The sequence below is a fragment of the Massilia sp. NBRC 108631 genome (genome assembly GCF_059704565.1).
In genome coordinates, this window is the sequence record NZ_BAAKJE010000302.1 from 49,014 (window position 1) to 70,001 (window position 20,988).

Genomic DNA, 20,988 nt, shown 5'->3' on the forward strand with positions numbered 1-20,988 from the left:
ACGGAATATGAGTGTTCAAAAAGGCCTCAGGCTGCTGCGCGCGGCCGCGCTGGGGAATGTGACCACGGCTGAGCTGCAAGCGTACCTTGCCATTGCGGAAAACCGCGCTGGCTTCCAGAAAGCACTGCGCCTGCCCGGGCGTTACGCGGGCGTGGTCGACTCGGTCACGGCTGCAGCAGTTTTTGCCGGTTCGCCGTTGGCGATGACAGATATCTGCGCCGCTGCATCGAGCAGCTCGGGCGGTTTGCTGGCGGCGCTACTCAACTCCGCATCCACGCAGGCAACGCTCTTGAATAGTGCCGTGGCCATGGGCGCGATGCTCAGCTCGGCCGCCGGTCTGACAGCGCTGTACACCAACACGCCACTCCTGGCCACGCTCGTCAATTCGGCTGGCTACATGGCTACTATCGCGGCGAATCCGGCAGTGTTCGTGAATGACGCGACGTGTGCGAGTGCGGCATGCACAAGCAACATAGCATTGGCCGCGCTGTTCGGCAGTTCAGTGGCGAAAGGCGCGATTGCGGTATCGGAGAACTTCATTGCCCGCTTGGTTGCGAGCGCAAGCGCCAAGTCCTGGCTAATCGCAAATAAGCAGGTAACGAAGCAAACGCCGAATGAGGACGGCGTTGTAGGAACCTATGTGCCGTTCGGTCCAACATTCCCATCAAAAATCCTGATCATTGCTACCAAGATGATCGGCAACAACCTCGGGGCGATTCCGCTTACCTACAGTGGTCGGCTCATTGGCGGCAATGCGGGTAGTTCGAACACCGTTATTGCCGGTGCAACCGTTGTCATCACCAACATGACGAACTCCTCGACCATGCAGATATGGGGCACGTTTGAGAACTGCGCCTTCGACATTGGTAGCACTGGTTACGGAGGCGTGAATGCTGCCCAGAGCGTCAACTACGTGGACATGACCTAAAGGACCGATATGAAACTGATCATTAACGACAACCGCGTATTCGCGACCGCCACCGATGAGCATGTGCCATCGGGCTCGGAGCAGGCAGTGCTGACTGCGCCGGCCGACTTTGACCCCGGGCGCATCGACCAGTACCGCTACGTCGATGAGGTGCTGGTTGGGCCAGTTGAGGTCCCCGAGTGAGCGTCCTGTTAAGTCGTCGTGCCCTTCCATTCCAACTCTTGCAGCCCGCCTCGGTGGGCTTTTTTTATTCCTATGAAAGACACCATGCCCGCAATCGAAACCACCACTGCCGGCGTCGGCGCGCTGTACAAGATCGTCGGCGTTCCTGTCCTGGCCGGCGCAGCCGCTTCGGCCGTCACGTTCATGTTCATGTGGCCGCGCACGCGCCGCGAAGCGTTCATCCGGTTCACCTGTTCGATTGCCACCTCGGCGCTGTTGGGGCCGCTGCTGGTGGCTGCGCTGCACAGCTGGTGGCCAACCTTGTTTGACTCCGCGCGCTTTATGTCGGCGGCCAACGGCGCCGATCCCGCCCTGGGTATGCTGGCCGTCGCCACGCCGATCATGGTGTTGGCCGGCGTGCCGGCATGGTGGATCTTGGGCGGCATCGTGCTGTGGCTGGAACGCCGCCGTGGCAAGGATATCGGCGAACTGGCGCAGGACGCGGCACAGATCGTCAAGGACGTGCGAGGTGGCCTGTGAATGCCGCGCAACTGGCAATGATGATGCCACTGGCCTCCAGCCGCATTGACGCGCTCCTGGTGCCGCTGAACGCGGCTATGGCGGAGTTCGATATCACAACGGTCGTGCGCCAGGCCGCCTTCCTCGCGACGGTTGGCCACGAGTCGAAGCAGCTGACCAAGTTCGAGGAGAACCTGAACTATTCGGCGGAGGCGTTGATGCGCACCTGGCCGCAGCGCTTCCCGCCTGCGGTGGCCGCAGCCTACGAGCGACAGCCTGAGCGCATCGCAAACCACGCATATGCGAACCGCGAGGGCAACCGTGATGAGGCCAGCGGCGACGGCTGGCGCAACCGTGGGGCTGGTGCCATCCAGCTCACGTTTGAGAACAACCACGCCGCATGCGCAAGGTACTTCGGGATCGCGCGCGCCGAGGTCGCCGCCTGGTTGCGCACGCCGGCAGGGGCGTTGCGCAGTGCCGGCTGGTTCTGGTCCGCGAACCGCGTGAACAGTTGGGCCGACGCCCGCGACTTCGATGGTGTATGCGACGTCGTCAACAGGGGCAAGAAGACGGCGGTGATCGGCGACTCCATTGGCTGGGCGGAGCGCTTGGCGATGTATCAGAAAGCCCTGCAGGTGTTCGCGTGATTGGCCTGGCCATGAAGCTGGGGCAGTTCGTGCTGCCCGGCTGGGCGCGGTTGTTGACGCTGGGCCTGGCCGCCGCTGCAGTGTTCGCCCTGGGCGTCATGCGCGGCGAGCGCTGGGCGGGCGAGCGATATATCGACTACGTGACGCGCCAGGCCGCGCAGACGGTGGCCATAGCGCGCGCGCAAGCCGAAGTAGTAGTGCGCACCGAAATTAAGTATCGGGACCGCATCCAGAAAATCTACATCAAAGGAGAAGAGATTGAACGACAAGTGCCGATCTATGTCACGGCGGCTGACAACGCTGCTTGCAGTGTCAATGCTGGCTTCGTGCGGACATACAACGCCGCCTGGACAGGTGACGCTGCCGGCGCTGCCGAAGGCGCTGACCGAGAACCCTCCGGAGTTTCGCTCGCTGCCGTCGCAGAAGCAGACGCCCACAACGCCGCGTCCTGCCGGGTCTGGCGGGAGCAAGTCATCGGCTTCAGGGAGTTCTACAGCAATTTGAAGTTGGCGACGGATCAGGCACGGCCTGAGTAATTCGCCAGTGCAGACGTCTGCACAAAAAAACAGAGCGCCCACGGCCGCTGCGCTAACAGCGGCCATGGGCCTCAGTTCACTGATTGAGGCAGTAAACCAAGCAAGGCTCTGCTACCTTCCGGAAGGCGGCGAGAGTCTAGCATAAATGTAAACGTTTACCTATGGCAATGCCTATCATCCCTTGGATCGGCGGCAAACGACGCCTCGCCGACCGCATCATTCCTCAGTTCCCCGCGCATACCTGCTACGTCGAAGTATTTGCCGGCGGTGCCGCGCTGTACTTCATGCGGCCGCCGGCAGAAGTGGAAGTCCTCAACGACATCAACGGCGAGCTGGTCAACCTGTACCGGGTCGTCAAGAACCACCTGGAGGAGTTCGTCCGCCAGTTCAAGTACGCGCTGTCTAGCCGCGACGTGTTCAAGTGGCTGCAGGACACGCCGCCGCACACGCTGACAGACATTCAACGCGCCGCGCGCTTCTTTTACCTCCAGCAGCAGGCCTTCGGGGGAAAGGTAGAAGGGCAGACCTGGGGCACGGCGACGACTGCGCCGCCGGTGAACCTTCTGCGCATTGAAGAGAACTTGTCTGCGGCGCATCTGCGCCTCTCAGGAGCCTACATCGAGAACATGGACTGGTACAAGTGCATGGAGCGCTACGACAGGCCGCATACGCTGTTCTACCTTGACCCACCGTACTTGGACACGGCCGGCTACGGCGTGGACTTTCCGCTGCAAGAATACGAGCGTATGGCTGAGCTGATGTCCAGGATAAAGGGAAAGGCTATTCTCAGTCTTAACGATCATCCCGACATTCGGCGTATCTTTGCTCGCTTCCAGATGGACTCTACCGGCATCAGCTACACAGTTGGCGGCGGCGCTGGTGTCCAGCGACAAGAACTGATCATCTATAGCTGGGATAGGGCATCCGAACCAGCGGGCCTTTTCTGACCGCCTGAGTTTGATGTGCTGTATAAAAACACAGTATATCGAGGTGCGTAATGGAAAGGATGGTTAAACTGCGGTTAAACGGTGTGAAGCTCACCAGGGGAGTTGTTAGCGAAGACTTGGCCCGGCAGCGACTCGGTTCGTTCGAGTTGGTCGAGACCGACAGTCAAGGCATGCACCCGCTGATGAGTATCGCCCGGTTCAAGTACTTGCCGGAGCCTGGCTACACGAAGGCTCCGGAGGTGCTACTGGAGGCGCGGATAAGGCGATGGAAGGACGGCAAGATCAGAGTCGTTGGCATTGAGCAGTATAGAAACTCGCAAGGGGAGGTGGTTGAGTTCAAACAGGAGTGGATGTGTTTGACGAACCAATTGCCGCCCCCGCCGGCCCCAGGGCGCCGGCAGTATGAGTTCTAGCTGAACAAAGCTGGCATAGCCAAGACCCCCCCATTCTTCCTCCGATGACAAAATGTGAGTTTTCCGTATGGAAAATTTGCTATTATTGACAGCTATCGGCTACGGCTGACGGTCACTCAGGACGGCTAACTACAGTTGAACGGGAGAGTTCGAAATATGAAGAAAAGCGAAAGCGAAACGGTCATCCGTCACCTCTGCCACTCATGGGCGCAGCAGTTTTATCCTAACGGTTTTGCAAACGATAACCCAAGCTTTGTAGAGTTTCATACTTGGCTGAAGAATATGCATCCTTCTTACCTTGATTTTAGGACTACAACCAGCGTACGAGACATAGTCGAGATGTGGTTTGATCAGGAATTCAAACAAACTTGGCGCAACTAATAACGGGCGTCCCAAGCTCATCTCCAAGCGTGCCGCGACCGGCCGATTATGGGCCCTCAGTAGTTTCGATGTGTTAAATATAAACTATTTCTATAAATTTCTCGGAGGTTGTCGTATGGCACATGGGGAGCGAATTCCAATGGACCAAGTGTTGAGCTCGCTACATGCTAGTTTCGGTAGCAATTTGAAGTCTGTAGATCCAACATTTATCCCATATGTCGACAAGGTAGATTTACAGTCTCGAATGATAAGTGAGGTGCGCGATCAACTTCTCACTCACTATTGCTCCGGGCCAGTGCAACGAACAATATGTGAGGAGCTGCTCGATGAGATATTTTCCGACTTTTCATTGGCCTTGTATTTTTGTGCATCTGGGCTAATAGTGCCATCCCAGATGTCCACTCGACGCGCATTTGAAATGGGATTGGCTGCTATCTATCTTTGGGACTTACCTCATGCCTATTGGGGATGGAAAAATAAGGATGACGACCTCAGTTTTTCCGGAATGGTAGCTCATCTCAACTCGACTGGATACTTAGAGTATTTAAAACAAGTTCACGGTGTGGAAACGATTGATCCAATCTGTAAGCAAAGGGAGTTTCAAGAAATCTATCGTGAACTGAGCAACACGGTCCATGGGAAAACCGCTAACTTACCACCTCTTTCGCCTGGCCGTTTTTCTTTAGGTGATTCGCAGTCGTTCGTGAATCAGCAGTTCAAATTGATTCTGAGGGCGCAGGCGGCTATTTTAAGTATGATTTTTGGTCGATTCGTACAGTTAGAGGAAAAAATTCAAGAGGCGATGCCTCAGATATTGAGGAAATAGAATGGCAAGCGTTGATAAATCACAGCAGGTCTCAGGTGAGGATCTATTGCAAACAGCACGATGCGAAGATCTTTTGTATGAGGATATTAAAAGAGTTTCCGTTCTAGGTGACTTTGAGCGGCGCGTTATTGATGCACTGAAGGGGAGTGGAGCTAATTTGCTTGAAGGGGCACGAGGCGTCGGCAAATCGATGCTGCTGCGCATGGCCGAGATCGAACTCGATTTAACCTTCTCTACAGATAAAAAACTCGGCGTATACGTAAACTTCAAAACTAGCACGCTGCTTGAGGGAGTAAAGGCTGATGAACGTGACGCTTTTCAAATCTGGGTTAACATCAAGATTCTGGAGGCGCTGCATGAAAAGCTTTTGACATTGAATTTGATCGCTAAGACGGGGGTTTCCGATCCATATCAAAGGGTTTTTGGTATTTCATCAGTCGGCGAAACAAAGGCGATGTTGGAAGATAAAATCCACTTATTGCAGAAGCTGGCCTTTAGCAAAGGAAGTCGAGAGGATATTATTTCCCAGATCGGTGTGGATTTTCTCGCCAAAGCACAAGACACCAGCTTCTTGGTTAATATTATAAAGAGTGTTGCTGAGCGATTTTCGATCAATAAGATTGTTTTCTTTTTTGACGAGGCGGCGCATACGTTTATTCCCGGTCAACAAACTATTTTCTTTGAAATTTTCAAACTATTACATGGCGGTCAGATAGCCTGCAAAGCAGCGGTTTATCCCACGGTTACAAATTACGGGCGAAACTTCGAGGTTGGTCAGGATGCTATTGTTCTGCCTGTTATTCGTTTTGATCCGGGTGAAGGTGGACGCCGCGAGAATCGTGCGCATTTTCGAAATATCTTGGAAAAACGCGTTAACTCGTCTACATTGAGTAAAAAAATATTTGCAAAAGGGGCTGAATTAGATCTGTGTATTGATCTCTCAAACGGGAATCCTCGTGCATTGTTGCATATTCTTAATAATGCTCTTTCTGGTAGTACGAATCTGACAGAGCGAGCTGTGAGTCTCGCTGTTCAAAACTACGTTGATCAAGCACTTTTGCCATATCACCAAAGTTTGAACAAGAGACTTCCTAAATATGCTGCGCACATACGAACCGGCTTAGAATTGCTGCGAGGTTATATCGTTCCGGAGATCCGCACTAAAAACCATCGCCGAACAAAAAGTGAGTATCAGTCGGCATTTTTCACTGTGCAACGAGACATGTCACCAAATCTCAAGTTGGCCTTAGATATATTGAGCTACTCCGGTTTGGTTTCGCAATTGGGCACAGTAAAGACAGCCCATGGGACGGGTCCACGTTATCTAGTGAATCTCGCTTTAATGGCTACGGAAAAAGCCTTTGATACGCAAAAAACTTCAGATGCTATTGCGCGTTTAAGTCTTACCGACTATCGGGAGTTTTCGTCGTCTGATTCTCAAATTCAAGTTTTTTTGGGTACGCTTTTAGCTCCCAGCGATACTTGCCCCGATTGCTCTAATGCCATCCCGTCCAGCGCGAAATTCTGTGCAGAATGCGGGTACAAAGTTGTTACTAGCTCTATTGTAAGTTCCTTGTTAGAGGAGGCTGTGACGGCGCTTCCGGTAAGTGAGCGGCTTTTGGAACGTGTAAAACCAAAGTTCCCTACCGTCGGAGCAATCGTGCAAGCCAAAAGGGCGGAATTAATGACAATTCCATACATTAAAGATATCCGTTCGCGCATCATTAAGAATGCTGCGGATGAGTTTATCTCCGGATAGGTTTTGTTTATTTCTCTGTGCTAAAAATTACTCAACTGTGTCAGTTTATTCATATTTTACCTCAGCCCGTAATCGCTGTTGCGAGAGTAATGGCGATCACCGGGTGTTGCGAAAGCGGCCTCTCTTGATGCTCTGATTGCAAGGTGACGGCGAGCGGGTATTGAATTTTGCTAGGGATGATTTAAGGGATAAACTATGTGTGGCAAGAAGGGGGGAGGGATTTTTGTTTAACGCGGGTAACAGTGGAGTACCCTTCTTGCTTCTGTGGCTTATCCGATGCGAGGGGTATAGCTAATGCCTTCAAAGATGAGTAAAATGGTTGAATTCAAAACTTACCAACGGATTATATGTTGAATATAAAAACAGAAACAATGCACTCTTTACTTACGTTGTTTCTTGATGAGGGATTTCGTGCCACGCTTGATTCGGACAGTGTGATCAGTCTTAAGATCGACGGCGGACTATACATCGTGGGTTGCGATCTGAGTGATCCCGGCTTCTATCAAATGGCCTACCCGTCGCTATGGACGGGCGAGAACATCAATGAGAAAGTGCTTGCGGCGTGTGATTTCGCATCTCAAGATTCGAAGTTTGCTAAATGTTATACTATGGGGAACAAGGTGCATTGCGTCGTGCATACGCTAGCCGAAAACCATGCTGAATTTTACAAGCACTTCCATAGATATTTATCCGCCTTGAAATATTGCTCCAAGGTGTTTTACAACACGTTGGAGCGATAATGTACGCGGACAGCTCTGCAAAGTCGGGTGTTGGAGTCGGAGGCGTTGCCTCCGGCGGAGTGGTCGCTGGAGTAGTGGGGACGGTGCTTAATTCATATTTGGACGCTTCTGCCTACACTTGGAAGAGCACAGCAGTCCAGTGCATGCCGCTTGTCAGCGCTATGATCGGCGTGGTTGGTATGGTAGTGAGTTGGTACGCCGCAGAGCAGTACAAGAGGTGGCAGCGGAAGGTAAAACACGCTGGGTTAGAGACGGACGCAGCGATGATGATTAATAAAGCGTTGTCCGTTCGCAACGATCCAGCGTCGAACGACGCTGTTAAGCAGATGGCCGAAGCGACCATACAAAATGCGCAGTTGACGAAGTTGGCGGCAATGAACGCTCACATGCAAGAGTCAGCTCAGTCAGCTGGCGTGGTCAACTCGGGGCTTCCCAAAGCTGCTGCCGACGCGCCCCAACAACACCCACCGCAGCGACCGCTAGGCGAGTGAACTTTGCTCGCCCTGTTGGGGGCAATCGCTAGTTGGCTTGTTGATTCCTTGACGCGAAACCCTGCGGCTTTACAATTTCTTCGCTAAATTCTCAGCGGTTTCATTGTAATAAATTTGAAGCATATTTAGATCTCGGTGGCCAACAGCACGTGCCAGCTCCAAGACATTCAGCTTCTTAGCAAGGCGGGTTATTGCTTCGTGCCGAGTGTCATGAAACGTCAGTTCTTTGATGGCCGTCGTAGCTCTCAACTTGCGGAAATTAGCGTCCAGAGAACCCTCGGTCAATCCAAATATGCATTTGTCGTCATCACCCTTCGGCAGGAATCCTAAGAGCTCTAGCGCCCTAGGGGACAGTGGCACCCGCCGGCGGGTGCCATTCTTGGTATCCTCGAGCGTGGCGACTGCGCCACTGATGTTCGGTGGACGAAGGTTGCAGATCTCGCCGGCGCGCATCGCAGTCTCAATGGCGAACAGGAAGGCCACACCGACGCGCTGGCCAACCTTGCGGACTTCGGTCTCGCAAAATCCGGACGCGAGGGTGATCATGTCGATCTCATCGTCCCGAATGCGGCGGTCACGAGGCGGCGGATCCTTTGGCCGGCGTACATCTGTGGATGGGCTCGCACGCATCCACTTCCATTCCTTTCTGGCGACCTGGAAAACATTGGAGAGGAGGCTGAAGTCCCGGTTGACCGTAGAGCCGACAACTTTGTCTACGTTCAGCCGCTTATCGCGCCATTGCCCGAGCATGTCAGATGTCAGAGCATTCAACAGCACCTCGCGGAGTGGCTGGCCATCGACGAGCTGGTTGCCAATAAACGCCAGGCGCGTCTGCTCCCATTGTGTTTTCTTCTTTCGGATAGACACTTCGCGTCCGTACCGGTCAAAGGCGTCGCCACAGGTTTTCCGGACATCGATGCCGGTGTTCGCTTGCTTGCGGATTTCCGTCTCGCGTTCGGCCGCCCAGCTAATGGCCTCGGCCTTGGTGGAGAACGTCTTTGATTCGCGCGTGCCTTTGATGGCAATCTGCGCGCGCCAGCCGTTACCATTTTTTTTGATCGTCGCCATTGCGTAATTTGTGCGTAAAAATTGCGTAAAGGCTAGCACAAAATAGCGGTTTTTTGGGTGTTTTTGTAGGTTTGATCTTGCTGATGGAATCGCCGTAACTTGCTGATTTAACGTGATAAACGGCGATTTGTGACGGTATGTGTTGATGGGCTCTGGTCCCCCCGACTGGAATCGAACCAGTATCCCACGCTTAGGAGGCATGTGCACTATCCATTGTGCTACGGGGAGGACGCTAAGCGAGCGCAATTATAGCTGATGGCCGGGCAAAAAATAGTCCCGCCTCCGCGATGTCGGTACAATGCTGGCTTCATTCATCTTTTCAGCGGCTTTTTCAGCACGCCGCGCGCAGGCTTACTCACTATGGCAGTCATCTCTCTTTCTTCCGCGCAACTGGCGTTCGGCCACTTTGCGCTCCTTGACCATGCGGAATTTTCGCTGGAAACGGGCGAACGCGTCGGCCTGATCGGCCGCAACGGCACGGGCAAGTCGTCCCTGCTGAAAATTATTTCGGGCCGCTTCAAGCTGGACGACGGCTTGCTGGTGATGCAGCAGGGCCTGAAAATCGCCTATGTGGAGCAGGAGCCGGTGTTTGAGCCGGAGATGAGCGTGTACCAGGCGGTGGCCTCCGGCATGGGCGACCTGCAGGACCTGCTGCAGGAGTACGATGCGCTGACCGGCCAGTTCGGCCAGGGCGACGACGACGCGCTGATGGAGCGCATGCACGACATCCAGGTCAAGCTGGACGCGGCCGACGCGTGGAACCTGAAGAACAAGGTGGAAGCCACGCTGGACCGCCTGAACCTGGGCGCGGATGCGCTGATGAAGACGCTGTCCGGCGGCATGCAGAAGCGCGTGGCGCTGGCGCGCGCGCTGGTGTCGGCGCCGGACGTGCTGCTGCTGGACGAACCGACCAACCACCTGGACTTCACCTCCATCATGTGGCTGGAAGGCTTGCTGAAGGACTTCAAGGGGTCCGTGTTGTTCATCACCCACGACCGCTCCTTCCTGGACAATGTGGCGACCCGCATCATCGAACTGGACCGTGGCCGTTTGCTGTCCTACCCGGGCAACTTCACGACCTACCAGGTACGCAAGGCCGAACAGCTGGAAATCGAGGAAATCGAGAACGCCAAGTTCGACAAGTTCCTGGCGCAGGAGGAAGTATGGATACGCAAGGGCGTGAAGGCGCGCCGCACCCGCGACGAAGGCCGCGTGCGCCGCCTCGAGCGCCTGCGCGAGCAGCGCGCCGTGCGCCGCGACCAGCAGGGCCAGGTCACCTTGCAGGTATCGGCCGGCGACCGTTCCGGCAAGATCGTGGCGGAACTGGAGAACGTGTCCAAGTCCTATAGCCGTCCCATCGTCAGCAACTTCAGCGCCACCATCCTGCGCGGCGACAAGGTCGGCCTGATCGGCGCCAACGGCGCCGGCAAGACCACCTTGCTGAAACTGATCCTGGGCGAGGAAAAGCCGGACAGCGGCACCGTCAAGCAGGGCACCAAGCTGCAAGTGGCGTACTTCGACCAGATGCGCACCCAGCTGAACGAGGAAGCCAGCCTGCTGGAAACCATCGCCCCGGGCAGCGACTGGGTGGAAGTGAACGGCCAGCGCAAGCACGCCATGAGCTACCTGAGCGACTTCCTGTTCGCGCCGGAACGCGCCCGCTCGCCGGTCAAGACCCTGTCGGGCGGCGAACGCAACCGTCTGCTGCTGGCGCGCCTGTTCGCCAAGCCGGCCAATGTGCTGGTGCTCGACGAACCGACCAACGATCTGGACATCGACACGCTGGAGCTGCTGGAGGAGCTGCTGGAAGACTACCCGGGCACCGTGTTCCTGGTCAGCCACGACCGCATGTTCCTGGACAACGTGGTGACCCAGGTGATCGTGGCCGAAGGCGAGGGCCACTGGCGCGAATTCGTCGGCGGCTACACCGACTGGGAGCGCGTGCGCGATACCACCGCCAGCGCCAAGGCCGCCGCCGCCAAGGCGGCTCCCAAAGTTGAAGCCGCGCCGGCCGCCGCCAGCACGGCGGCGCCGGCAGCTGTCAAGAAGAAACTTTCTTACAAAGAACAGCGCGAGCTGGACGAGCTGCCGAAACTGATCGCCGCGCTGGAAGATGAGCAGACCGCGCTCAATCTGCAGCTGTCCGACCCCGATTTTTACAAGAAGAACGCGGCCGAGGCGAAGCGCGTCAACGCGCGTATTGAGCAAATCGAGGGCGAACTGCTGGAAGCGCTGGAAAAATGGGAAGCGATCGAGTCCCGCGCTAAGGCTTAGCAGCCGCTGCGCAGCCGTGCGCTGCTGCTGAGCGGAAAATTGTAAGATCTGCAAAGTTGCCTGGGCGGCCCGATCGGGCTGCGGCAGCAATGCAGATCTTTCAATTTGGCCGAGGCGCACGACTGTGAAACCCTACATCTCTACCGCCGAACCCGCAGGTTCAGCTCCCGCCCTTGCGCGGATTGTTCCGTTCGCCCTTTACCTGGTCTTTATTTTCATCGCCGACGTGCTGTCCCGCATGGGGTACGGCGCGCAGGAAACGCGCTGGCTGTACGGCGTAAAAATCCTCGCCGTGAGCGCCGCGCTGGCGCTGTACTGGCGCCACTATGCCGAACTGGCCTGGCAGGGCATGCGTGCGTCCATGCTGGCCGCCAGCGCCGCCGTCGGCGTGGCCGTGTTCGTTCTGTGGATCAGCCTGGATGCCGGCTGGATGCAGATCGGCAGCGCCGCCGGCTTCGATCCGCGCGCCGCCAACGGCGCCATGAACTGGCCCCTGGTGGCGCTGCGCATGGCCGGCGCCGCCCTGGTGGTGCCCGTGATGGAGGAGCTGTTCTGGCGCTCCTTCCTGCTGCGCTGGCTCCATTCCCCCGATTTCCTCGCCGTCCGCGCCGCCGCCGTCTCCCTGAAGGCGTTGGTCATCACCGTGGTGCTGTTCGGTTTTGAGCACAACTTGTGGCTGGCCGGCATGGTTGCCGGCCTGGCTTACGGCCTGCTGTATATGCGCAGCGGCAATCTCTGGACCGCCATCGTGGCGCACGGCGTCACCAATGGTGTGCTGGGCGCGTGGATCGTGGTCACAGGCAATTGGCATTACTGGTAAATTCTCATGCGACTCCTATTCAAACCCCACCCACTGGCGCTGCTCATCGGCGCTATCGGCGCCGCGGCGTGCGTCCCGGCCAGCGCCGGCGTCAGCGACACCATCCACCCCTATCTGGCCGTCACGCGCTCGTACGACGCCAACCTGTTCCGGCTGGACGACAACAGCCCCGGCTTCGGCGGCCCGCGCGGCGACACGCTGATGCAAACGCAGTACGGCGTGCTGTTCGACATGCCCATCAGCCGCCAGAAGCTGACCGGGCAGTTCAAGCAGTCGCGCGTGAAGTTCGACCACTACAGCGAACTCGATTACAGCGGCAAGGATTACCTGGCCGACCTCGAGTGGCACATCGGCAACCACCTGGAAGGCCACATCGGCGGTCTGTACGCGCAGACGCTGACCTCGTTCAGCGACTTCCACAGCAACCAGCGCAACCTGCGCAAGCAGCGCCGCGAATACGTGGACGGCGCCTGGCGCTTCCACCCCAGCTACCGCGTGCGGGCGGCGGCCAGCAGCCAGAAGTTCACCTACGACTTGCCGCAGCAGCAGTTCAACAACCGCACCGAGGACCAGGTCGACCTCGGCTTCGACTACCTGCCGCACAGCGGCAGCCGCTTCGGCCTGCAGGTCAGCCAGCTCAAGGGCAAATATCCCAACCACCGCTTCCTGGGCGGCACCTCGATCGACGACGGCTACACGCAGAACGAGCTGAAGGCCAATGTCTACTGGCTGTTTTCCGCCACGTCGCAATTCACCATGCTGGCCGGCTGGGCCGAGCGCAAGCACACCTTCTTTGGCGAACGCGACAGCAGCGGCTTGAACGGCCGCGCCAAGATGAACTGGTCGATGCTGCGCAAGCTGCGCATGGACGCGTCGGTGTGGCGCGAGTTCGCGCCCGTGGAAAGCAACTTCGTCAACAACAGTTTGAACAAGGGCGCCAGTTTCAGCACCACCTGGGACGTGAGCGCCAAGGTGAACGTGAATGCTGCAGTGCGTCGTGAAAAGCGGGATTTTAGTACGCTAGAGGGCCGGATCGCGCCGCCCAACTTGCACGACAAGAGCCGCAACGCGTCCCTGGGCGTGAATTACGCGCCGCTGCAGTCGGTACGGCTGTCCGCCAATGTGTTTCATGAAGTTCGCAGCGGAAACGCCTCCACCAACTACCGCACTCACGGCGCCGCCGTCAGTGCCAGCATACAGTTTTGAGAATGACCATGACGGTTAACGACATACCCCTGATCTCCTTCTTCCAGCGCGTGCTGGATCCGCTCATCATCATGGGTACGCTGTACCTGTTTTCCATGCTGTTCGCCGAGCCGTTCACCGGCTATTCGCTGGTGCTGATGATACTGGCCTTCTTCATTTCGTCTTCCGTGTACCAGTACGTCGACCCCTACCGCACCTGGCGCAGCGGCCGCATGATGGCCTACGCGCGCGACATCGTGGTGGGCTGGGTGGTCACCGCGCTGATCCTGGTGTTCCTCGGCTCGGTCAGCGGCCTGTCCTACCACTACGACGAGAACGTGGTGCTGGTGTGGTTCGCCGCCACCCCCTTCGTGCTGCTGGCCAGCCATTTGGCCGCGCGCAAGCTGGGTTCGGATCCCAACAAGGACAGCGAAGTGCGCTCGGTGCTCATCATCGGCGCCAACGACGTCGGCGTGAAGTTCGCCAACACCATCGACCGTTTCCCCAACCTGTACATGAAGGTGTGCGGCTTCTTCGACGACCGCACCGACGAGCGCCAGCCGCGCAATATGCGGCACCCGGTGCTGGGTACCATGGACGACATCGCCGCCTACGTGCGGCAGCACCAGATCAAGATGATCTTCATCAGCCAGCCGATCTCGGCGCAGCCGCGCATCCGCCGCCTGCTGGATGAGCTGCAGGACACCACGGCCTCGGTCTATTTCCTGCCCGATATTTATGTGTTCGACCTGATGCAGGCCCGCTTCGACAACGTGGGCGGCATGCCGGTGATCGCCATTTGCGAGAGCCCGTTCACCGGCTTCAACAGCCTGGTCAAGCGCAGCAGCGACATCGTGCTGGCCGCGCTGATCACGCTGGCGCTGGTGCCGGTGATGGCGGTGATCGCCGCCGCCGTGCGCATCAGCTCTCCCGGCCCGGTGATTTTCCGCCAGCGCCGCTACGGTTTGTACGGCGAGGAAATCATCGTCTACAAATTCCGCTCGATGACGGTGGCCGAGGACGGCGCGCAAGTGGTGCAGGCCAAGAAGAACGACCAGCGCGTGACCCGCATCGGGGCCTTCCTGCGCAAGTCCTCGCTGGACGAATTGCCGCAGTTTATCAACGTGCTGCAGGGGCGCATGAGCATCGTCGGCCCGCGCCCGCACGCAGTGGCGCACAACGAGCAGTACCGCAAGCTGATCAAGGGCTACATGCTGCGCCACAAGGTCAAGCCCGGCATCACCGGCTGGGCCCAGGTCAACGGCTTGCGCGGCGAGACTGAAACGCTGGACAAGATGGAGGCGCGCATCCGCTACGACCTCGATTACCTGCGCAACTGGTCGCTGTGGATGGACCTGTGGATCGTGGTGCGCACCGTGAAAGTGGTGGCCGCGCGAGAAAACGCCCATTAAATCCCTTACCGCCCCGTCTGCTCTGCCATTCGTGCGTCACGGTTGGCGTTGTTTCGCTAAGATGTTTGTCTAATGACAATGTTGCACAGAAAAGCTTTCACAAAGGAACGATCATGAAAAATGCTTCCCCATCCAGTCGTTCGGTCGCCGCCGTGATGCTGCTGGCGGCGCTCAGCTTGTCCGCATGCGGCGAGAAGGCCAAGAAAAACGGCCAGGCGCTGGCCAGCGTCAACGGCGAAGAAATCACCATGCTGCAACTCAACGAGGAAATGCAGCGCTCCGGCGTGCAGGCGGCGCAGCAGGAAACCGCCCGCAAGCAATTGCTGGAAGGCCTGATCGACCGCCAGCTGCTGCAAAACGAGGCCGCCAAGGACAAGCTGGAACGCGATCCGCAGGTGATGCAGGCCATCGAGCGCGCCAAGGCCATGATCGTGGCGCAGGCGTATATGCAGAAACGCATCGGCAGCCAGGCCCGCCCGGGCAAGGCCGAAGTCGAGCAGTACTACGCGCAGCATCCGGAGTTCTTCGCCAACCGCAAGCAGTTCGACATGCGCCAGCTGGTGCTGGCCACCAAGGATGTCAGCGAACCGCTCAAGGCCCAGCTCGACAGTGCGAAATCGCTGGAGGACGCCGCCGCCTGGCTGGACCAGCACCAGGTCAAATACGTGCGCGCCGGCCTGACCCGCACCAGCACCGACCTGCCGCCGGAACTGGGCGCGCGCCTGGCCTCGATGCCCAAGGGCCAGCTGTTCATCATCCGCGAGGGCGAGCGCAGCATGCTGATCCAGATCGCCGAGATCAAGGAAAGCCCGCTCAGCCTGGACGCGGCCACCAGCCAGATCGAGCAGTTCCTGTTCAACAAGAAGAACAAGGAAGCGGCCGAGGCGGAAATCAAGCGCCTGCGCTCGACCGCCAAGATCGAGTACTTCAACAAGCCGGCCGACGGCGCCCCGGGCGCCACCGGCGCGCCGGCCAGTCCGGCCGCCGCCACCGCCGCGGCACCGGCCGTGGCGCCAGCGGCCGCGCCTGCCAGCGCCGCCGCGCCGGTGCCGCCGGCCCAGGCCGCCGCATCGCAGTCGGTGGCCGACGATGCCGCCGCGCGCGGCGTGGCCGGCCTGAAATGACATCCTCCGCATCCACCTGAAAAATAAGTGAGCTCATCATGAAAAAACTCATCCTGTGGCTGGCCATGGCAGTGTCCCTGGTCATGGCGCTGGCCGTGCGTCCCGCCCTGGCGGCAGACATCGTGCTCGGTTCCGGCGACGTGCTGAAGATCTCGGTCTACGGCAGTCCCGACCTGGCGCTGGAAACCCGCGTCAGCGACAGCGGCAGCATCACCTTCCCGCTGATCGGCCAGGTGGCGCTGGGCGGCCTGACGGTGCCGGCCGCCGAAAAGAAAATCGGCAGCGCGCTGGAAAGCGGCGGCTATGTGAAGCGGGCCCAGGTCAACATCCTGGTCACCCAGATCCAGAGCCAGCAGGTGTCGGTGCTGGGCCAGGTGAACCGCCCGGGCCGCTACCCGGTGGACGGCAAGCGCAGCCTGATGGACATGCTGGCCCAGGCCGGCGGCATCGGCCCCGAGGGCGGCGACAGCGTGACCCTGATCCGCACCCGCGACGGCAAGACCACGCGCGAAGTGATCGACGTGCTGCAGATGGTGCAGGCGGCCGACTTCGGCCGCGACTACCAGCTGCAGCCGAACGACATCATCTTCGTCGAGCGCGCGCCGCGCTTCTACATCTACGGCGAAGTGCAGCATCCCGGCCCGGTGCGCCTGGAGCGCGGCATGACCGTGCTGCAGGGCCTGTCCGCCGGCGGCGGCCTGACCCCGCGCGGCACCGAACGCGGCATGCGCATCAAGCGCAAGGACGCCAACGGCCAGCTGCAGATCCTGAACGTCAAGCACGACGACCCGATCCAGGTTGACGACATTGTGTACGTCAAGGAAAGCCTGTTCTAAGGAAATACCATGAATTTCGCCCAATTTTTACTGATACTGCAGGCACGGAAGAAAATCGTGCTCGGTACGCTGATCGCCACGGTGGCCATCACCGTGCTGGTCAGCCTGCTGCTGCCTGCCACCTACAAGGGCGCCTCCACGGTGCTGCTCAATACCAAGGGCGTCGACCCGGTGACCGGCATGACCATGCCGGGCCAGCTGATGCCGAGCTATGTGGCCACCCAGATCGACCTGATCTCCAGCAAGAACGTGGCGCTGCGCGTGGTCGACCAGCTCAAGCTGGCCAGCAATCCGGCGGTGCAGCAGCAGTTCCGCGAGGATACCGGCGGCAAGGGCACGGTGCGCGACTGGCTGGCCGACCTGCTGTTGAAGAAGCTGGACGTGGTGCCCTCGCGCGAGAGCAGCGTCATCGAAATCAATTTCAAGGGGTCCGATCCGGCCTTCGTGGCGGCGGTGGCCAACGCCTTCGCCGATGAGTACCAGAAGCTCAGCGTGCAGCTGAAGTCGGACCCGATGAAGAAGGCCACCGGCTACTTCACCGAGCAGATCAAGGGCCTGCGCGACCAGCTGGAAGCGGCCCAGAGCCGGCTGTCGAAATACCAGCAGGAAAACGGCATCGTCAGCGTGGACAACCGCCTGGACGTGGAGTCGAACCGCCTGAACGACCTGTCGGCCCAGCTGGTGGTGGCGCAGGCGCAGCAGATGGAAGCCAGTTCGCGGCGCAGCGTGGCCAGCGGCCGCGCGCTCGATTCGCCGGACGTGGCGGCCAGCCCGCTGGTGCAGAACCTGCGCGCCCAGCTGAGCCTGGCGGACACCAAGCTGGCCGAGGTTGGCCAGCGCCTGGGCCGCAACCACCCGCAGTACCAGAGCGCCAAGGCGGAAGCGGACCAGCTGCGCGCCAGCCTCAATTCGGCCGTCTCGTCGACCTCCAACAGCGTGGGCAACAACGCCCAGATCCTGGGCGCGCGCGAGTCGCAGCTGCGCCAGGCGCTGGCCGAGCAGAAGACCAAGATCCTCGAGATCAACCGCTCGCGCGACGAACTGAACGTGCTGCAGCGCGACGTCGAAGCGGCCCAGCGCGCCATGGACGCGGCTTCGCTGCGCCTGTCGCAAACGCGCATGGAAGGGCAGTCCGACCAGTCCGACATCGCGCTGCTGAACCCGGCCGTGCCGCCGGTCGAGCCATCCTCGCCGCGCCTGCTGCTCAACACCGCGCTGGCGCTGTTCATGGGGACCCTGCTGGGCGTGGGCTTCGGCATGCTGGCCGAGATGCTGGACCGCCGCGTGCGTTCGCGCACCGATCTGGCCGACCTGGTGCAGATCCCTGTGCTGGGCGAAATTCACTGGGGCCCGGCCCGTGCCCGCTCCAAGCTGGGCATGGCGCTGATGCCGCGCCGTGTGCGCCTGACCTGATATGGGACTGATTATGAACCACCCTGCCATGACCCCGGCGGCGCTGCCGCCCGCCATCGACTCCAGCATCGGGGGCCTGCTGCTGGCTTCCGGCAAGCTGAGCCCTGAAAACGCCGAGCGCGTGCTGCGCATGCAGCAGGAGCTGGGCATCCGCTTCGGCGAGGCGGCCCAGCGGCTGGGCCTGATTTCCGAGGCCGACATCCAGCAAGTGCTGGCGCGCCAGTTCGACTATCCCTACCTGACGCCGGGCGACGGCGGCATGTCGCCGCAGCTGGTGGCGGCCTACCATCCGTTCTCGCCGCAGGTCGAAGTGTTGCGCGCGGTGCGCAGCCAGCTGATGCTGCGCTGGTTCGGGCGCGGCCGCAAGGCGCTGGCCGTGGCCGGGGTGGAGCCGGGCGACGGCGCCAGCCTGTTTGCCGCCAACCTGGCGGTGGTGTTCTCGCAGCTGGGCGAACAGACCCTGCTGGTGGACGCCAACCTGCGCACCCCGCGCCAGCAGGACATTTTCGGCCTGAAACAGCGCGCCGGCCTGTCCGACGTGCTGGCCGGGCGCGCCGAACTGGGCGTGGTGGAAAAGATCGCCGAGCTGGTCGACCTGTCGGTGCTGGTGTCGGGCACCTTGCCGCCCAATCCGCAGGAGCTGCTGGCGCGCGCCGCGTTCGCCGGCCTGAACCTCAATTTCGAATCGCGCTACGACGTGGTGCTGTACGACGCGCCAGCCTGCGTGCTGGGCTCGGACACGCTGGCGCTGGCCTCGCGCGTGGGCGGGGTGCTGCTGGTGGCGCGCAAGAACCGCACCTCGCTGGCGGCCATCAGCGCCTGCGTCGACCAATTGCAGCACGCCGGCATCGCGGTGGTCGGCTCGGTGATGGTGGAGCACTAAATGTTCTCCGCCAGCACACCGATGCCGCCGGCGCGCCAGTCCGCCGCCAAGCCGCTGCCGGCCGCCTGGCTGCTGGCGCTGGCCGGCCTGCTGGCGCTGTACCTGCCCACCTTCTACGACGCGCTGCAGGAAGTGTGGGGCCGGGAAGAGCAGGCCCACGGCCCCATCATCCTGGGGGTGTCGCTGTGGCTGCTGTACCGCAACTGGCCGGCCATGCTGGCCGCCGCGCCAGGCGACAGCGCCCAGGCGCGCGCCGCCGCCTCGGTCTGGGGCTGGCCAGTGCTGGCGCTGGGCTTGCTGAGCTATCTGCTGGGGCGGGTGCTCAACATCCAGGTTATCGAAATGTTTTCCTTCCCGTGCACGGTGGTGGCGGTGCTGCTGCTGCTGCAGGGGCCGGCCGCGCTCAAGGTGCAATGGTTCCCGCTGTTCTTCATGCTGTTCATGCTGCCGCTGCCAGGCCCGTTTGTGGACACGGTGACCATGCCGATGAAGATGGCGGTATCCTGGTGTGCCGAGCACATCCTGTTCGCCGTCGGCTACCCGATCGCGCGCAGCGGGGTGGTGCTGCAGGTGGGCCAGTATCAACTTTTGGTCGCTGACGCGTGCGCCGGCCTGCACACGCTGTTTACGCTGGAAGCGCTGGGCCTGCTATACCTGAATATTGTCCGGCACGCCTCCTTTTTGCGCAATGTGGGCCTGGCGCTGCTGATCGTGCCGATTTCATTTACCGCCAATATTATTCGCGTCATTACGCTGACTTTGATTACCTACCATTTCGGCGATGCCGCCGGGCAGGGTTTCCTGCACGGCTTTGCCGGCATGGTGCTATTTATTAGCGCGCTATTGCTGATCATCGGTGTCGATACACTGCTGCGCGGGGCGGTGCGCAGCCGCAGCGGCCGTGCGCAGAACAGGAGTGCAACATGAACCGCAGAACTGCCGCCGGCGCCTTGCTGGCCACCTTGATGGGCGGCACCAGCGCCGCCGCCGCGCTGCTGAAGCCGAAAAAGCACGATACGCCGGAGATGGAAAAGCTGGGACTGGAAACCCTGATCCCGGCCGAATTCGCCGGCTGGCGCATCGACCGCAGCGTGGTGCCGGTGCAGCCGCCGCCCGAGGTGGAAGAGGTGATCGGCAAGCTGTACGATGAAACGCTGGCGCGCACCTATATCAACGCGCGCGGCCAGCGCGTGATGCTGTCGATCGCCTACGGCGGCGACCAGACCGGGCGGCTGCGCGTGCACCGTCCCGAGAAATGCTACTCCGCGCAGGGCTTCCGGGTCGACAAGGTGGCGCAGCAGCAGGAAGTGATCGGCGGCGCCAACGTCACTGTCAACCGCCTGTACGCGGCGCTGGGGGCGCGCCAGGAGCCGATCAGCTACTGGGTGCGGGTGGGCGACGAAACCGTGGACGGGGCGCTGGCCCAGCGCCTGACCCAGCTGCGCTTTAGCCTGAACGGCCAGATTCCCGACGGGCTGCTGTTCCGCGTCTCCAACATCGGCGCCGACCGCGCCGCCGGCTACGCGCTGCAAGATAGTTTCATCGCCGACCTGGTGCGCAGCATGCCGCCGGCCGACGCCGCCAAGCTGGTGGGCAATCCAGCAAGGAAGTCATAAAAGAAGAC

General features: G+C 59.8%; 21 protein-coding genes and 1 tRNA gene. 20 read left to right on the forward strand and 2 right to left on the reverse strand.

Going from position 1 to position 20,988, the window contains the following annotated elements:
* Window positions 1–7 precede the first annotated feature (7 nt).
* The 10 genes from AC6H42_RS32350 (at window position 8) to AC6H42_RS32395 (ending at window position 8,349) form a co-directional block, all read left to right on the forward strand.
* A complete protein-coding gene (locus tag AC6H42_RS32350) occupies window positions 8–928 on the forward strand; it encodes a hypothetical protein (RefSeq protein WP_497549875.1) in 921 nt (306 codons plus the stop codon).
* 9 nt (window positions 929–937) lie between these two features.
* The gene (locus AC6H42_RS32355) at window positions 938–1,111 is read left to right on the forward strand and encodes a hypothetical protein (RefSeq protein ID WP_157201204.1); all 174 of its coding nucleotides are present in this window, start codon (window positions 938–940) and stop codon (window positions 1,109–1,111) included.
* An 84-nt stretch (window positions 1,112–1,195) separates the two neighbouring features.
* Window positions 1,196–1,630 (forward strand): hypothetical protein, encoded by a 435-nt coding sequence (locus AC6H42_RS32360; RefSeq protein ID WP_497549876.1) that lies wholly within the window; start codon window positions 1,196–1,198, stop codon window positions 1,628–1,630.
* Between the two features lie 17 nt (window positions 1,631–1,647).
* On the forward strand, window positions 1,648–2,256 hold the full coding sequence (locus tag AC6H42_RS32365; RefSeq protein ID WP_497549877.1) for a glycoside hydrolase family 19 protein: 609 nt from the start codon (window positions 1,648–1,650) through the stop codon (window positions 2,254–2,256).
* Complete coding sequence (locus AC6H42_RS32370; protein ID WP_497549878.1) at window positions 2,253–2,792, forward strand: hypothetical protein; 540 nt, start codon at window positions 2,253–2,255, stop codon at window positions 2,790–2,792. Before AC6H42_RS32365 ends, AC6H42_RS32370 begins: the two co-directional genes overlap by 4 nt.
* Before the next feature lie 161 nt (window positions 2,793–2,953).
* Entirely contained in the window at window positions 2,954–3,739 is a 786-nt protein-coding gene (locus AC6H42_RS32375) for a DNA adenine methylase (RefSeq protein WP_497549879.1), read from the forward strand.
* A gap of 569 nt (window positions 3,740–4,308) precedes the next feature.
* On the forward strand, window positions 4,309–4,533 hold the full coding sequence (locus tag AC6H42_RS32380; protein ID WP_497549880.1) for a hypothetical protein: 225 nt from the start codon (window positions 4,309–4,311) through the stop codon (window positions 4,531–4,533).
* 139 nt (window positions 4,534–4,672) lie between these two features.
* Window positions 4,673–5,359 (forward strand): hypothetical protein, encoded by a 687-nt coding sequence (locus AC6H42_RS32385; protein WP_497549881.1) that lies wholly within the window; start codon window positions 4,673–4,675, stop codon window positions 5,357–5,359.
* A 1-nt stretch (window position 5,360) separates the two neighbouring features.
* Window positions 5,361–7,118 (forward strand): hypothetical protein, encoded by a 1,758-nt coding sequence (locus AC6H42_RS32390; RefSeq protein WP_497549882.1) that lies wholly within the window; start codon window positions 5,361–5,363, stop codon window positions 7,116–7,118.
* An 883-nt stretch (window positions 7,119–8,001) separates the two neighbouring features.
* Complete coding sequence (locus AC6H42_RS32395; protein WP_497549883.1) at window positions 8,002–8,349, forward strand: hypothetical protein; 348 nt, start codon at window positions 8,002–8,004, stop codon at window positions 8,347–8,349.
* A gap of 69 nt (window positions 8,350–8,418) precedes the next feature.
* Here AC6H42_RS32395 and AC6H42_RS32400 read toward each other — a convergent pair whose 3' ends face one another.
* Both AC6H42_RS32400 and AC6H42_RS32405 read right to left on the reverse strand, forming a co-directional pair.
* Window positions 8,419–9,417, reverse strand: coding sequence for a tyrosine-type recombinase/integrase (locus AC6H42_RS32400; RefSeq protein WP_497549884.1), 999 nt, complete (start codon window positions 9,415–9,417; stop codon window positions 8,419–8,421).
* A 153-nt stretch (window positions 9,418–9,570) separates the two neighbouring features.
* Window positions 9,571–9,645: transfer RNA gene (locus tag AC6H42_RS32405), tRNA-Arg, on the reverse strand.
* A gap of 132 nt (window positions 9,646–9,777) precedes the next feature.
* On the opposite strand from AC6H42_RS32405, the gene AC6H42_RS32410 reads away from it, so the two are divergent.
* From AC6H42_RS32410 to epsI, 10 genes are all read left to right on the forward strand, one after another.
* Window positions 9,778–11,691 carry an ATP-binding cassette domain-containing protein gene (locus AC6H42_RS32410; RefSeq protein ID WP_057158809.1) on the forward strand — a complete coding sequence of 638 codons (1,914 nt, stop codon included), beginning with the start codon at window positions 9,778–9,780 and terminating at the stop codon, window positions 11,689–11,691.
* 124 nt (window positions 11,692–11,815) lie between these two features.
* Window positions 11,816–12,511, forward strand: coding sequence for a CAAX prenyl protease-related protein (locus AC6H42_RS32415; RefSeq protein WP_057158808.1), 696 nt, complete (start codon window positions 11,816–11,818; stop codon window positions 12,509–12,511).
* A gap of 6 nt (window positions 12,512–12,517) precedes the next feature.
* Window positions 12,518–13,717 (forward strand): XrtB/PEP-CTERM-associated polysaccharide biosynthesis outer membrane protein EpsL, encoded by a 1,200-nt coding sequence (gene epsL / locus AC6H42_RS32420; RefSeq protein WP_497549885.1) that lies wholly within the window; start codon window positions 12,518–12,520, stop codon window positions 13,715–13,717.
* A gap of 8 nt (window positions 13,718–13,725) precedes the next feature.
* A complete protein-coding gene (locus tag AC6H42_RS32425; protein ID WP_057159002.1) occupies window positions 13,726–15,108 on the forward strand; it encodes an undecaprenyl-phosphate glucose phosphotransferase in 1,383 nt (460 codons plus the stop codon).
* A 113-nt stretch (window positions 15,109–15,221) separates the two neighbouring features.
* Window positions 15,222–16,232 carry an EpsD family peptidyl-prolyl cis-trans isomerase gene (locus AC6H42_RS32430; RefSeq protein ID WP_057158807.1) on the forward strand — a complete coding sequence of 337 codons (1,011 nt, stop codon included), beginning with the start codon at window positions 15,222–15,224 and terminating at the stop codon, window positions 16,230–16,232.
* 38 nt (window positions 16,233–16,270) lie between these two features.
* The gene (gene epsE, locus AC6H42_RS32435; RefSeq protein WP_057158806.1) at window positions 16,271–17,068 is read left to right on the forward strand and encodes a polysaccharide export protein EpsE; all 798 of its coding nucleotides are present in this window, start codon (window positions 16,271–16,273) and stop codon (window positions 17,066–17,068) included.
* 9 nt (window positions 17,069–17,077) lie between these two features.
* Complete coding sequence (gene epsF / locus AC6H42_RS32440; protein WP_057158805.1) at window positions 17,078–18,481, forward strand: chain length determinant protein EpsF; 1,404 nt, start codon at window positions 17,078–17,080, stop codon at window positions 18,479–18,481.
* 13 nt (window positions 18,482–18,494) lie between these two features.
* The gene (epsG, locus tag AC6H42_RS32445; RefSeq protein WP_057159001.1) at window positions 18,495–19,364 is read left to right on the forward strand and encodes a chain length determinant protein tyrosine kinase EpsG; all 870 of its coding nucleotides are present in this window, start codon (window positions 18,495–18,497) and stop codon (window positions 19,362–19,364) included.
* Window positions 19,365–20,291, forward strand: coding sequence for an exosortase B (xrtB, locus tag AC6H42_RS32450; RefSeq protein WP_057158804.1), 927 nt, complete (start codon window positions 19,365–19,367; stop codon window positions 20,289–20,291). It begins immediately after the preceding gene.
* On the forward strand, window positions 20,288–20,980 hold the full coding sequence (gene epsI / locus AC6H42_RS32455) for an exosortase-associated protein EpsI, B-type (RefSeq protein ID WP_057158803.1): 693 nt from the start codon (window positions 20,288–20,290) through the stop codon (window positions 20,978–20,980). Before xrtB ends, epsI begins: the two co-directional genes overlap by 4 nt.
* Window positions 20,981–20,988 lie beyond the last annotated feature (8 nt).